Here is a 14,302-nt window from a genome sequence, read left to right as displayed (position 1 = left end):
CTTCGAAAGATTTTTAGAAAGGCTATCCAAATCAAATTACAAAAATAATTTTGTAATAAAAGGAGGATTCCTAATATCTTCCTTAATTGGAATTGAAAATAGAACAACTATGGATATAGACACAACCATAAAAGGCATAGCCCTAAAAGAAGAAAAAATAAAAGAAATCGTAGATGAAATTATAAATATCAATGTAGATGATGGAATAAAATTTGAAATAAAAGACATCTCTTATATAAGAGAAGAGGATGAGTACGAAAACTTTAGAATTTCACTAATAGCTAATGTTGGTAAAACTAAAAATCCAATGAAACTAGACCTAACAACAGGAGATGCAATAACACCAAGGGAAATAGAATATACCTATCCCTGTATCTTTAGCAAAGAAGATATAAAAATAATGGCATATCCATTAGAAACAATTTTAGCAGAAAAATACGAAACAATCCATTGCCACATTTAGAGTTGATTTTATAGAATGTATTTTTGTAATTGCCATACTAATCACCAGAACTTTCCTTTGATTTATTAAGAAGTAGGGGATGGATCTGCCATATTTCTCTTGATAATTTTTCTATCTCTTTATTCATCGATTCAATTTCATTCTTGTAAATAAGGCCAGTTGCATTAGTAGCTTTTGCAATCTGGTTTATGTTATTTGTTGCATTCGAAAGTAGCCATTGTAGGTTTCTAAATGGTTCTAGGTCTACAACATAAATCTCTTTTTCTTCTTTAGTAAGTTTTATTTCTATTCTTTCATTTCTAAATCTATTTGCCATTTTATTCTCCTTATAAAATATATTTCGGGGTCTTATAGGGTTCTCCCTAACAAGCTAAAATTAGCAGTAGACTTCAACCAGTCGCTAATAATATTAGCTCTTGGGAAGTAATTGCATAGCACCTACCAACCACTTAAGTAAACTTTCGTGTGGTTAGGTGTGTAAAAAAATGGAGCATTCCGTAAAGGTCTACTCCATTAATTTTTTCGTAAGTGTCCGTACACTTACTGTGCTTGCGATAAAAGTTATTAAAGTTAATTATTAAAGTAAAAGTATTAAGTGTATGCTGATTATTTGATAATAATTATTGACAAAAAAAGAAAAAGATAATAAGATTATTTTAGATAATCATATTATCTAAAATAAAACAATTATCTAACCATGGGAGGTAGATATAATGTCGTATAGTTCAGATTTAACAAAAAATAGAATTTTAGAATGCGCGAAAGAGGAATTTTTAGATAAGGGCTTTGAGAAAGCACAGGTGGCTGGAATTGCTAAATTGGCAAATGTAACTACAGGAGCAATTTATCGTCATTTTAAAAATAAGGAAGCCTTATTTTTTGCTCTAATCGAAGAGGAATATAATTTCACTCTAAATGTTGTTGCTGATGTTGAAAAAAGGAGTGAACATAAAACTATTCAAATAGATTCTCATTCAGTCGATGATGAAGCTATCATAGAAAATTTATTTCTGGAAACAATGCTATTTGTTGATTATATGTATGCACATTTTGATAACTTTAAGCTGATCTTTGCATGTAGCAAAGGGTCTAAAGTGGAAAACTTTATTGAGGATATTACTGAAAGATATACAGCTAAAAACATGAAGCTCATTCATTTTAATGCTAAAAAAGAGCAAATCAACACAGAAATTAAAGAGTTTGAGGTTCACGTTATTACAAAAGGCTATATAACTTCTTTGTGCGAGTGTGTTCTTCATAGCATTCCATACCAAGATGTTAGCGAATATATCAGAAGCATAGTTACTTTTCAGTATTATGGTTGGCAAGGATTGATGAAGATAAAAGAAAAATAATTTTTTTACCAGCAAGTTAGCCTAATCGAACTTAATTGTTGAATGAAGGGAGGCTTTATTCTTGGAAAATAAAAATAAAAGTGCTATTTCAGAGTTATTTAAATACGCTGGTAGCGAGAAAACACAATTATACAAATCAATTTTGTTAGCGATCATAGGGGAAGTATTTGGAATGATTCCCTTTTTAGCCATAGCAAAGTTGATAGAAAAAATTTATCAGTCAGAACTGTCATTTCAAACAGTGCTTTCTATAACTCTTGTAGCTTTAGGTGGACAAATTTTAAAAGGCATTTTTACTTTGTATTCAACAATGACTTCACATAAAGCAACATTTCACATTTTGAAAAATATAAGAAGCTTAGTTGCAGCAAAAATGTTAAGAGTGCCTATGGGGGTAATGATAGATACACCTATAGGTAAATTTAAAAATTTAATTGTAGATACAGTGTCTAAACTGGAAGATTCTATGGCTCACTTTATGCCAGAAATAACATCAAGTTTGATATCTCCTGTTTTATTTTTAATTCTGATTTTTGCTTTAGATTATAGAATGGGTTTGGCTTCGCTACTTACAATTCCTTTGGGAATGCTTGGATATATAGGGATGATGAAAGATTATGAGTTTAGAAGCAAAACTTATACGACTGCTCAAAATAATATGAATAGCACATTAGTTGAATATGTTAATGGCATTGAGGTCATAAAAGCTTTTAATCATAGTACATCTTCATATGAAAAATTTACGAGTGCAATTCAATTTTTCCATGATAGTACACTTGCTTGGTGGAAACAAAGTTGGTTATGGTCAGCATTTGTTCAAGCAGTTATGCCGTCAACACTTTTAGGCACTTTGCCAGTTGGTGCATATTTATATATGAATTCTCAAATATCTCTATCAAATTTCATTGTGTGTATTATCTTACCTATCGGCTTTATTGCACATTTAATGAAAATCGGAAAGTATTCGGAGCAATTCAGTATGGTTAAGGCGAGTTTAGACGTGATAGATGAATTTTTATCGAAAGATGAACTAAAAAGACCAACAGAGAGAGTAGTTCTTGATAATACGCTGTATCGTTTTGAAAATGTTTCGTTTGCTTATGATAAAGAATTTGTATTAAGGAATATCAGTTTTGAATTAAAACCAAATACAGTAACAGCACTAGTTGGCAGCTCAGGGTCCGGAAAATCAACTATAGCAAAGTTAATGGCTGGCTTTTGGGATCCAACAGCAGGAAACATAATTTATGGAGGTAAAAAAATTTCTGAAATTCCATTTGAACAGCTAACAAGTGAGATAAGCTATGTTGCTCAAGATAATTTTTTATTTAATACAAGCATAAAAGAAAATATTAAAATGGGAAATCCAAATGCAAGTGATGAGGAGATTATTGAGGTGGCTAAAGCTGCATCTTGCCACAATTTCATTATGGAACTTGAAAATGGATATGACACAAAAGTTGGAGATGCAGGTGGAGCTTTATCTGGTGGTGAAAGACAAAGAATTACGATTGCAAGAGCAATGTTAAAACAATCTAAGGTAATAATCTTAGATGAAGCAACTGCATTTACTGATCCGGAAAATGAGTATCTTATTCAGAATGCGATAAATAATCTTATTAAAGGAAAAACACTCATAGTCGTTGCTCACAGGCTTTCTACTATTATAAACGCTGATACAATCCTTGTTATGAAAGATGGAGAAATTGTAGAAAATGGAACTCATGAAAATCTTGTGAAAAAAGATGGAATATATGCTTCCTTGTGGAAAAATTATGTGGGCAAACTAGATTACGGAAAGGAGGCGATTTAAGTGATTGCGATTGTAAAACGAATATTAAAAATATCAGGGAAATATCGAAAAAATGTAATCCTTGGTCTTATATTTAGTGGATTAAAATCATTTTTCGTTTCTTTGATGTTGTTGGCGGTTTTATTGATTATGGTTAATCTTGAACAGATGAATATGACTATTATTATGCAGGCAACAGCGATTATAGTTGTGAGTATATTTGGCAGATTTATATTTCAGTATCTTTGCGATAGAAAACTTAGTGCTTCAGGCTACGAGATTTTTAAGGATAAAAGAATTGAAATAGGCGAAAAATTAAAGAAAGCTCCGATGGGATATTTTTCAGAAAAAAACTTAGGGACAATTCAAGCTGTTTTAACGACTACTATTTCCGACTTAGAAGGTATGGCAATGCTTGCGATGAACTTTATTGTTGGTGGATTTTTCCAAGCTCTAACTATGACAATCATGTTATTAATCTTTTGTTTTCCGGTAGGGATGGTGTCTTTAATTGCGATAATCCTTGGAATAGTTGTTCTTAAATTAATCACAAAGAAAACTGAAAAATATTCTCCTATTATGCAAGATTCGCAGGAAATATTAGTTACAGAAGCAATTGAATATATCAGAGGAATTTCAGTGCTTCGTTCATTTAAGAAAGGAAGTGCCGGAAAAAACAAGGTTGAAAAAGCATTTTCTAAGAAATGCGAAGTTGATATAGAGGTCAATGAAGGTTCAGCTTATTTAATGAAATTATATGAAATGATTTTCAAGGTAGCAAGTTGTGCCTTAGTGTTTGTTGCTACGGTTTTATATATGAATTCACAAATTCCACTTTCATATGCACTGATGTTTATAGTATCTGCCTTTCTGATTTTTTTGGAATTGGAGTTGGTCAGCGATGGAGCTTTTTTAAGTAGGATGCTTGCAACACAACTTAATAGACTGGAATATATTTCGGATATACCTTCACTTGATGATGGTGGAAAAGAGATTGATTTGGATTCCTATGATATTGAATTGAAAGATGTTTGTTTCGGCTATGGAGAAAGGGAGATTTTGAACAATATAAACTTGCAAATAAAGTCTAATAGCAGTTTGGCCATTGTGGGTGCTTCAGGTTCCGGGAAAACAACGCTATGTAATCTGATAGCAAGATTTTGGGATGTAAAAAAAGGTGAAGTTCTTATTGGTGGACATAATGTTAAGGATTTTACTTCTGAAAGTCTTTTAAAAAATATCAGTATGGTATTTCAGAAGGTGTATTTGTTTAATGATACGATTGAAAACAATATAAAATTTGGAAATCCTAATGCTACACATGATGAGGTGGTTGAGGCTTGCAAGAAAGCATGCTGTCATGAATTTATAACAAGCCTTAGTGATGGGTACGATACTGTTGTTGGTGAAGGCGGATCAACATTATCCGGAGGAGAAAAACAGAGAATTTCAATTGCACGAGCAATTCTTAAGGATGCTCCAATTATTATACTTGATGAGGCAACATCAAGCGTAGATCCTGAAAACGAGTATATGTTAATCAGTGCAATTAAGGAATTAACAAAAAATAAAACGCTTATTAGTATTGCACATAGACTATCTACAGTAAGAGAAGCAGATCAAATTATTGTCATTGATCAAGGTAGAATTGTGCAACGAGGCAATCATAAGGAACTAATTGGTCAAGATGGAGTATATAAACATTTCATTGAAATTAAAAAACAATCTATTGGTTGGCAAATTTAGGTGATGAAATGGGAAATGTAGTTATTGATTTTGAAAATGTGAGCTTCAGTTACGGAACACAATCAGAAGGGTGTCTAAAGAATATAAATCTTAAAATTCAAGCAGGGGAATTTGTATTGCTTACCGGACAATCCGGTTCGGGAAAAACGACGATTACAAGATTGATAAATGGCTTGATTCCTCATTTCTTTGAAGGAATTTTAACTGGAAGCGTGAAAGTAACAGGAGATGATATAAAGACTGTTACTCCCGGAGAAATGGGTAAAAATACTGCTTCTATATTTCAAAATCCAAGAAGCCAATTTTTCACAACGAATAGTACTAATGAAGTGGCATTTGCTCTTGAAAATTATGGAATAGATAGAGATGAAATGATAAATAGAGTAAATTGTTCATTTCACGATTTTGAAGCTGAAAAGCTTATGGATAGGGATATGTTTTCTTTATCTAGTGGTGAAAAACAGAAGATAGCGATTATAGCTGCAAAAACCTTGAATCCTAAGATTTATGTTTTTGACGAGCCATCTGCGAATTTAGATATTTATTCAATTATTAAACTGAAAAAAATTATGGAGTGGTTAAAGAAACAAGGAGCTACAGTAATTGTTTCAGAGCATAGATTGTTTTACTTAAAAAATTTGGTAGATAAATGCTTGATAATGAAAGATGGAGAAATTGATAGGCAACTAAATTACGATGATATTGAAAATTTGAATGAAACAGATCTTCAAACATATAAACTTAGAGCATTTAATTTGAGCAATATCAAGTATGGCTTGAAGAACAATGCACCTATTAGTAAGCAACAATCAGACTTTAAGGTGGAAAATTTATCATTTTCGTATAATGTAAATAATTCGATTTTAAATAATTGTAATTTAGAAGGAAATTTTGGTGAAACAGTAGCTATAGTTGGACACAATGGAAACGGCAAAACTACATTAGGGAAAATAATGTCAGGTTTATTAAAAGCAAAAAGTGGACAATTTTTTATTGAAGGCAAACTTACAAAGCAAAAGAACTTATATAAAAGTGTATATTTTGTAATGCAAGATGCAGATTATCAATTGTACTCCGATTCTGTTGTTTCAGAGTTAATGCTCAGTTCTATGAATAGTATTAAGCAAAATGATGAAAAAATAGAAAATGCGATGACTTTATTGAATATTTCATCATTAAGAAATAGACATCCGCATAGCTTATCAGGAGGGCAAAAGCAGCGAGTTACTATTGCAGCTGCTATAGCTTCAAATAAAAAAATTCTGATTTTTGATGAGCCAACAAGTGGACTTGATTATGAGAATATGAAAGGTGTATCGGAAGCAATAAATTATCTTCGTAAAAAAGGAAAACTGATTTTTGTTATTTCTCATGATTTAGAGTTTTTAAGTAAAGTAGCAACTAAAGCAGTGTTTATAGAGAACAATACTATCATTCAAAACATCAGCTTAAAGAGTAGTGATGATTTTGAAATAATAAAAAGATTTTTATTACAGAATGAGAGATATGAAGAATGAACAAATCTTGTAAACAAAATGGAATAAGATATGATCCAAGGATTAAGCTGTTACAAGTTTTAATTATAGGGATTTTAGCATTTACATTAACTGGTAAAAAGTATGAAGTTCTACTTTTTTTATCGGTGTTTGCATATGGAATGATAAGTGGAATTTACAAAACTTGTTTTAAATTCTTAGTTTTATATGTAGTGTTGTTTATGGTAGCAGAAATAAGTCCTTTATTTATTTCAACAACAATACACTACTTTATCATTCGCTTTGTAACATTGACATTTGCGGCTATTAATATGAGTAGGACAAGTGATGTATCTGAAGTATTAGCTTCCTTGCAAAATATGAAAATCCCATATTATATAAATATTCCATTGGCTGTTATATTAAGATTTTTTCCTACTTTGAAACATGATTTTATTTGTATAAGGCAGGGAATTAAAACGAGAGGGATTGATATTTCTTTCCTTGGATTTTTAAAACATCCCTTTAAAGTTTATGAAATGATGTTGATTCCTATGTTAATGCGAATGTTATGTACTGCAACTGAGTTGTCGGCATCTGTTGAGACACGAGGACTTGGAATTACGTGCAAAAAAACTAGTTATATAGAAGTCAAGTTTCGTATGCTTGATATGTTATTGCTAGTAATAATGATGGTATTTTATATAACTATCATTATTATGAAAATAAAAAATATTTAAAAATAAGGAGAATGATTATGGAAGATAAAAAGAAATTTCAAATTAAAGATTTAATTATTACAGCACTAATGGTGTTATGCTCACAGGTTTTATACAGAGTATTATCCTTTTTGTTTGTAACGCCATATACAATGTTATTGGCTGTTCCAATATGGGCAATTATTGGAGCTATTGCTTATTTCTTAGTACCAGTTAAAACAAAAAATCCATGGATGATTTTATTGTTCTGCATACTTACAGGAATTATAAGCTTTTATCCTCCATATATAATTAGTTTGATAATCGCAGGAATTATTGCGATGGTAATTGCACAAACAAAGGGAATACAAAATTATAAAGGATTAACAATCGGTTATATAATATTTTGTGTTCTTGCTGGCTTTGGTGGAATGTGTGTTCCATTTCTTTTCTATGCAGAGCAAACGATTAAATCTTATGAAAAAATGTTTGGCAGTGAATACATGGAAACTTTAACCAAACTTGTTTCCCCTATGACCTCAGTAATATTTCTTGTTGTTATAGCGATTTGTGCGTTGATTGGAGCAATAATTTCCAAGAAACTAATGAAGAAACATTTTGAAAAAGCAGGTATGATTTAATCAATCCATATTAGTGATAAAAAAAGGATTAAATAATGGAGTTAATTGACATCTGTTGTTTAAGTTCTACTGGTAATTATCATAAAAAATCAAATTTAAAATATAGGTAAAAAACAAATTTCTTTCGTTTTAGAGGATTTATGCCTTAGAGCATAAGTCCTCATTTTTTTATGATAAAATTAATCATTGAAACTTAAAAATACTATAAAAAATAAAAATTCTGGTTTCCGAAGAGGGCAAATTTCACTTTTTAAAGTGAGGGGTATTTTGTCATTTTTCTATAAAAATCAAAATACTTTGAAGTGTGAAAATTAGTTAAGTTGATTAGGTGATCTTAGTATATTTTAAATTTAATCCAACTACAAACGCAAAAAATTAACTTACATAGGAGGTAAAATGCAAGCAATAAAGATTTATAGTATGAGACTTGCTATGTTATGTAGGCTTTATGATCTTAAATTAATTAATGATAAGGAATATACAAATATATAAATTTAGAAATCCTGCATTTTAAGCAATTTTATAAGCATTTTGTATTTTAAAAAGATGAGAATGGATATGTAAAAAGGCTCAAAAAATTCCATGGACGTAAGAGTGGATTGAAAAAGCAGCTTTTTTTATTTGTAAAATTATTACTGATATTGAATGCATGGTATAATAATACTGATAATGAATATCGATAGGAGTTTAAAATGTTAAAAAGATTTTTTGAAAACGTGATTAAACCAAAAAATAATTTTGGTGGGCGTTTTATGGTTAAAAGCATGAATATTGGTCACGAGAAGTTAGCATCTTGGGGTCGATCATTTTTAAATATTAGATCGACTGATACTTTATTGGATCTTGGTTGTGGTGGGGGTAGAAATATTCAATATTTTCTAACTAAGGCTAATAAGGTATATGGGATTGATTATTCAAGGGCGAGTGTGGATATTGCAAGAATTTTAAATGATAAGGATATTAAGGATGGAAGATGTCAAATAATTGAAGGCGATGTAAAAAATATCCCTTTTGATGAGAAGACCATTGATATAGTAACTGCCTTTGAAACCATATATTTTTGGAAGGATATAGAAGCTTGCTTTAGGGAGATTCATCGAGTTTTGAAGGATGGTGGCGAGTTTTTGATTGTTAATGAGGGTGCTTATAGGGAGCATAAAAATATAAAGAAGTGGGCAGATATGCTTAATTTTGAAGTCTATTCACCAGAGTACTTAACAAATATTTTAACCAGCATCGGATTTGCATGTGAATATCACTTGGATAATAAAAGTCATCTTGCTTTTATCGCTAAAAAAATATTGTAAATTACATCGGAGATTTAGTAATTGGAAATTGAAACTATAAATGAGAGGTTAGATTTTTGAAGTTGTTATATTTTTTTGATGACAAGTTAAAACCCATAACTATGCGTGGTAAGTATTATTGTAAACCAGAAGAAACTGGGATACTAGCTGAAGGTGTGAGTTGTATAAGGGAATATGATGTCAATATGTGGTTTTACACCAAGAATGGTAAAACGATTGCTGTTGACAGTGGCCATTTAAATTTCAAAAATATAGGAGATGAATTTCAAAAAATAAATATTAGACCAGAAAATATCAATCATTTATTTTTGACTCATCTGGATACAGACCATGGTGGAGGGATAGATAAGAGCGGTCATAATATTTTTCCTAATGCTCATGTTTATATGGGCGAGGATGAGAAAAATATATGACGAAAGAGATTCGTAGGAAGGGTATTTTTTATAATTGTGTTGAAATCGCTGATGGTTGGACTCCGATAAGCGGAAATATGATATTTGATGTTGATGGGATAAGGGTCTAAGCTATTCCTGTGCCTGGGCACACAGTAGGTCATACTGTTTATGTAGTTGATGATAAAATCCTGATTTCAGGTGATTGCCTGGCTATAAATGAAAATGGAGGCTATGCATTTTTTGATTTTTTCACCCAAAATCCAATGAAAAACAAGGAATCCCTTATCAAACTTAGGGAGAAGTTAAAAAATTACAAGCTAAAATATATTTGCACAGGCCACAGTGGCGTCCATCCATATTCTGATAAGGTATTTGCCCATATAGACCAAAGCGCTGTGTTTGGAAAGAATAACCCCTTCCATAAAGATGGTGACTATAATCCTTTTGCAAAAAAATGAATAAGATGATTACAAAAAAATGTCTGGATATTAATTAAGAATCTAAGACAAAAAGTGCCTTTCCCTTTATTTTGAATGGTGGGCATTATGTTTTAGATTATGGTTAATAGAAGTATATGAGGAAAGCACTACAAGTAAGGTGCTTTTTTTATTATCGCTTATGGTGGTAAAACAAAAAATTTAGGCGCTATTATCAGTGATCTATCTAAATGATAATTATTATTAAAAAATAATTGACAAAAATAAAAGCTGGGGCTATACTATAAATAGTTAGGCATACCTAACTATAAAATTTATTGGAGGAAATATGAAATTTAAAAAAATATTAATGGCACTAGCGATGCTTATTATTGCCAGCTCTTGTTCAAAAAATGTAAATAAAACTGATTCGGATGCTACAAAACAAGGTGATGGTAAAAAGATAGTTACTGTTACTACATCATTTTTATACGACATGGTAGGTAATTTAGTTGGGGATAAGGTTGATAGGGAACTTATTATTCCTGCTGGCGAAGACCCACACCTTTATACTGCTAAGCCACAAGATTTGGAGAAGATTAAGAAGGCTGATTTGCTTTTATATCATGGTCTTCACTTTGAAGGCAAGATGGTTGATGTTCTCGAAAAGAAGGGCTCTGCAGTTTCTAGAACTTTCAAAAAAGAAGATATAGGCGAAATGGAAGAGGGTGGAAAGGTTGTTGTTGACCCACACTTTTGGTTTTCTATAAATCTATATAAGGAAGCTACAAAAAACGCTGCAGAAGATTTAGAAAAACTTCTCCCTGAAGAAAAAGACAATATTGAGAAAAATTTAGAAACTTATCTTGCTAAGCTTGATGAACTTGATAAGGAAAATAAGGAAAAAATAAACTCAATTCCTGAAGCTAGTAGGTATTTGATAACCCCACACGATGCATTTAATTATTTTTCACGAGCTTATAAGATTCCAGTAAAGGCTCCACAAGGAGTTTCAACTGACAGTGAAGTTGCAAATAAGGATATAGAAGATACTGTAAACTTTATTGTAAAGAATAAGGTTAAGGCAATTTTTGCAGAATCAACAACTGACCCAATGAGGATGGAAAAATTAAGGGAAGCTGTAAAGGCAAAGGGTTTTGATGTAAAAGTTGTTTCTGGCGAGGGAAAGGAACTTTTCTCAGATTCTCTAGCACCAGAAGGCCAACCAGGTGATACCTATATAGATATGTATAAACACAATGTTGATTTAATAGTAGAAAATTTGAAATAGGTGAAATTTTGAAAGATGTAATCATAAAAGTAGAGGACATGACAATTGCATACGCAGACAAGCCTGTTCTTTGGGATAATGATATTGATATAATTAATAATTCAATAACAGCTATAATTGGTCCTAATGGGGCAGGTAAGTCTACCTTGATTAAGGGAATCTTGAACCTACAAAAGAAATTATCTGGGTCTGTATTAATTATGGGCAAGCCTTTTGATGAGGTTAAGAAAAAAATTGCTTATATTCCCCAGACAGCTTCTGTTAATTGGGATTTCCCAACAACAGTTCTTGATGTTGTCCTAATGGGTAGGTATGTCCACCTTGGTTGGCTCAAAAGGCCAACTAAGGATGACTATGTCCTTGCAAGGAAGGCTCTTAAAAAAATTGGTATGGAAGATTTTGAAGATAGGCAAATTTCGGAGCTTTCTGGTGGTCAAAGGCAAAGAGTTTTTATAGCAAGAGCTATAGCCCAAGATGCTGACATATATTTTATGGATGAGCCCTTGGCTGGTGTTGACAAGGTGACAGAAAAAGTAATTTTTGATTTTATGAAAGATTCTCAAATGAAGGGGAAAACTTCCATAGTTGTTCACCATGACCTTAATACCATAGAAAAATATTTCGATCATATTATTATCTTAAATAAAAAAGTAATTGCGCAAGGACCTGTTTCTGAGGCTTTCACAAAAGAAAATGTGGATAAGGCCTTTGTGAGGTAAGCTTATGGATATTTTTAGAAACTATTCTTTTATAATAGTTGCCCTTGGTACAGTAATTTTAGCTATGGCAACTGGCATAATCGGCTCTATAAGTGTTTTAAAGGGCAAGTCATTAATCGGTGACGCCATCGGACACTCTACCTATCCGGGAATTGTCCTCGCCTTTATGTTGTCAATGGAAAAATCTCCTATTATACTTCTACTAGGAGCAGCTATAGCTGGGGCTATATCTTTTTTCTTAATTGATATAATTGCTAATAATTCAAAGATAGATCTTGATGCTACTTTGGCTATTGTATTATCAAGTTTTTTTGGATTTGGCATGGTTTTAAAATCTTTTATCCAAGGCAACCCTACCTATGCAGGGGTTTCTCAGTCAGGACTTAAAAATTATATTTTTGGTCAGGCCTCATATATTATGAGAAATGATGTTAAGATAATATTTGTCGTTTCAATTTTTTCACTTTTACTTCTTCTAGCTTTCTATAAGGAAATAAAGGTTTATGTATTTGATGAAGTTTACGCTAAAACAATTGGTATAAATCCTGTTTTGATGAATACTGTAATTTTACTTGCTACCATGCTTTTAATTACAACTGGTCTTAAACTTGTTGGAGCAATTTTGATTTCATCTATGCTCATAGTGCCAGCAATTACAGCCCTACAATGGACTGATAAATTTCATGTGATGTTAATAATAGCTGGTCTTTGTGGTGGTATATCTGCCTTTGTTGGAACATATATTTCCACTGTCTACGATGGAATGAGTACAGGATCTACAATTATTCTTATCATGAGCTTTATCTCTTTAATATCCATGGTAGTTGGGCCAAGAGGAATGCGTAAAATGATTGTGAGGAAAAATTATGATGGACTTTCTTAGTTATTGTTTTATTGACAATTATCAAACCTTGTTGGTTCTCTTGGTTACAGCAATAGCATGTAGTTTAATTGGGGTTTTCCTTGTGCTAAGAAGACTTTCTATGCTCGCCGATGCTATTAGCCATTCAATCCTTTTGGGAATAGTGATTGCGTATTTTATAGTAAGGGAAATTACTTCGGTTTATTTGGTTTTTGGTGCTGCGATTTTTGGTGTAATAACAGTATTTTCCATAGAATCACTTTCTAAAACCAAACTGGTTAAAAATGACGATGCAGTGGGAATTGTTTTTCCGATGTTTTTTGCCTTGGCAGTAATTCTTATTACAAAATATGCGAGAAATGTCCATCTGGATGTGGATGTTGTCCTAATGGGTGAGGTAATCATGGCTCCCCTAAATACTATGAATTTTTTTGGTGTAGAAATTCCTAAATCACTTTTGCAGATGTCAGTAATGGGCATATTGAATTTATCCTTCATAGTAGTATTCTATAAAGAATTAAAACTAACTACTTTTGACACAGAGTTTGCAAAAATAGCAGGATTTTCTGAAGTGCTTTTATTTTATGGATTAATGACTCTTACATCATTTACAACTGTTGTTGCCTTCGAGGCAGTGGGAGCTATTTTGGTAATATCCTTCTTAATCGCTCCTGCGGCGAGTGCGTATTTAATAAGCAAAAATCTTAGAACAATGATTATCATATCGGTCCTATATGCCATAATAAATTCAATCTTAGGATTTGTTCTTGCCATGTATTACAATCTTTCAATGTCAGGCATGTCTGCAACCATGGCAGGTATAAGCTTTTTAATCACATTTTTATTTAATAAGAATGGATTTTTGATGAAAATAATTACACGCAAGAAAAAGCATATAGAATTCAAAAAAGATGCCTTTTTAATTCACGTTGGTAACCACCAATCAGAAAAATATTCTAAAGAGGAATTAGGTCTTGCAACAATTTACAGGCACCTATCATGGAAAAAAGAAGATATAGAAAAATATAGTCAGATTTTAATTTCTGAAAATAAGATATTGGTAGATGAGGGTATTTATAAACTAACTGAAAAGGGCAGAATCTTATATATAAGTTTGCTAAAAGATTATGGATTATGAGGTA

Annotated in this window: 14 protein-coding genes and 1 pseudogene; 14 read left to right on the top strand and 1 reads right to left on the bottom strand. The window is 31.7% G+C overall.

Annotated features, from left to right (window positions below; all coding sequences use genetic code 11):
* Window positions 1–448 (top strand): annotated as a pseudogene (locus tag HMPREF1630_RS05340) (nucleotidyl transferase AbiEii/AbiGii toxin family protein); the annotation flags it as partial.
* Between the two features lie 52 nt (window positions 449–500).
* Here the strand turns inward: HMPREF1630_RS05340 and mobC are convergent.
* On the bottom strand, window positions 501–779 hold the full coding sequence (gene mobC, locus HMPREF1630_RS05335; protein ID WP_037327771.1) for a plasmid mobilization relaxosome protein MobC: 279 nt from the start codon (window positions 777–779) through the stop codon (window positions 501–503).
* Between the two features lie 397 nt (window positions 780–1,176).
* On the opposite strand from mobC, the gene HMPREF1630_RS05330 reads away from it, so the two are divergent.
* The 13 genes from HMPREF1630_RS05330 to HMPREF1630_RS05275 all read left to right on the top strand — a co-directional run bounded on the left by HMPREF1630_RS05330 (window position 1,177) and on the right by HMPREF1630_RS05275 (window position 14,298).
* Complete coding sequence (locus tag HMPREF1630_RS05330) at window positions 1,177–1,818, top strand: TetR/AcrR family transcriptional regulator (RefSeq protein ID WP_037327768.1); 642 nt, start codon at window positions 1,177–1,179, stop codon at window positions 1,816–1,818.
* Between the two features lie 61 nt (window positions 1,819–1,879).
* Window positions 1,880–3,631, top strand: coding sequence for an ABC transporter ATP-binding protein (locus tag HMPREF1630_RS05325; protein ID WP_037327765.1), 1,752 nt, complete (start codon window positions 1,880–1,882; stop codon window positions 3,629–3,631).
* The gene (locus tag HMPREF1630_RS05320) at window positions 3,632–5,356 is read left to right on the top strand and encodes an ABC transporter ATP-binding protein (RefSeq protein WP_037327761.1); all 1,725 of its coding nucleotides are present in this window, start codon (window positions 3,632–3,634) and stop codon (window positions 5,354–5,356) included.
* An 8-nt stretch (window positions 5,357–5,364) separates the two neighbouring features.
* A complete protein-coding gene (locus HMPREF1630_RS05315) occupies window positions 5,365–6,873 on the top strand; it encodes an ABC transporter ATP-binding protein (protein ID WP_037327758.1) in 1,509 nt (502 codons plus the stop codon).
* Window positions 6,870–7,571 carry an energy-coupling factor transporter transmembrane component T family protein gene (locus HMPREF1630_RS05310; RefSeq protein ID WP_037327755.1) on the top strand — a complete coding sequence of 234 codons (702 nt, stop codon included), beginning with the start codon at window positions 6,870–6,872 and terminating at the stop codon, window positions 7,569–7,571. Before HMPREF1630_RS05315 ends, HMPREF1630_RS05310 begins: the two co-directional genes overlap by 4 nt.
* A 17-nt stretch (window positions 7,572–7,588) precedes the next feature.
* Complete coding sequence (locus HMPREF1630_RS05305) at window positions 7,589–8,170, top strand: MptD family putative ECF transporter S component (protein ID WP_037327752.1); 582 nt, start codon at window positions 7,589–7,591, stop codon at window positions 8,168–8,170.
* 692 nt (window positions 8,171–8,862) lie between these two features.
* A complete protein-coding gene (locus HMPREF1630_RS05300; protein ID WP_037327751.1) occupies window positions 8,863–9,477 on the top strand; it encodes a class I SAM-dependent methyltransferase in 615 nt (204 codons plus the stop codon).
* A gap of 56 nt (window positions 9,478–9,533) precedes the next feature.
* Window positions 9,534–9,890, top strand: coding sequence for an MBL fold metallo-hydrolase (locus HMPREF1630_RS09540; RefSeq protein ID WP_197049868.1), 357 nt, complete (start codon window positions 9,534–9,536; stop codon window positions 9,888–9,890).
* Window positions 9,891–10,009: 119 nt separating this feature from the next.
* Window positions 10,010–10,330: an MBL fold metallo-hydrolase gene (locus HMPREF1630_RS09535; protein ID WP_197049867.1), complete on the top strand. Its 321-nt coding sequence runs from the start codon at window positions 10,010–10,012 to the stop codon at window positions 10,328–10,330.
* Window positions 10,331–10,637: 307 nt separating this feature from the next.
* Window positions 10,638–11,579 (top strand): metal ABC transporter solute-binding protein, Zn/Mn family, encoded by a 942-nt coding sequence (locus HMPREF1630_RS05290; RefSeq protein WP_037327750.1) that lies wholly within the window; start codon window positions 10,638–10,640, stop codon window positions 11,577–11,579.
* An 8-nt stretch (window positions 11,580–11,587) separates the two neighbouring features.
* Complete coding sequence (locus tag HMPREF1630_RS05285; RefSeq protein WP_037327747.1) at window positions 11,588–12,298, top strand: metal ABC transporter ATP-binding protein; 711 nt, start codon at window positions 11,588–11,590, stop codon at window positions 12,296–12,298.
* Window positions 12,299–12,302: 4 nt separating this feature from the next.
* Complete coding sequence (locus tag HMPREF1630_RS05280; protein ID WP_004827713.1) at window positions 12,303–13,181, top strand: metal ABC transporter permease; 879 nt, start codon at window positions 12,303–12,305, stop codon at window positions 13,179–13,181.
* Entirely contained in the window at window positions 13,165–14,298 is a 1,134-nt protein-coding gene (locus tag HMPREF1630_RS05275) for a metal ABC transporter permease (protein ID WP_037327741.1), read from the top strand. The genes HMPREF1630_RS05280 and HMPREF1630_RS05275 overlap by 17 nt, the downstream gene beginning before the upstream one ends.
* Window positions 14,299–14,302: the final 4 nt, after the last annotated feature.

The sequence above is a fragment of the Anaerococcus lactolyticus S7-1-13 genome (genome assembly GCF_000758765.1).
GTDB classification, from domain to species: Bacteria; Bacillota; Clostridia; order Tissierellales; family Peptoniphilaceae; genus Anaerococcus; species Anaerococcus lactolyticus.
The sequence above is the reverse complement of the archived record's forward strand: the minus strand, read 5'-3'. Positions and strand labels throughout refer to the sequence as shown.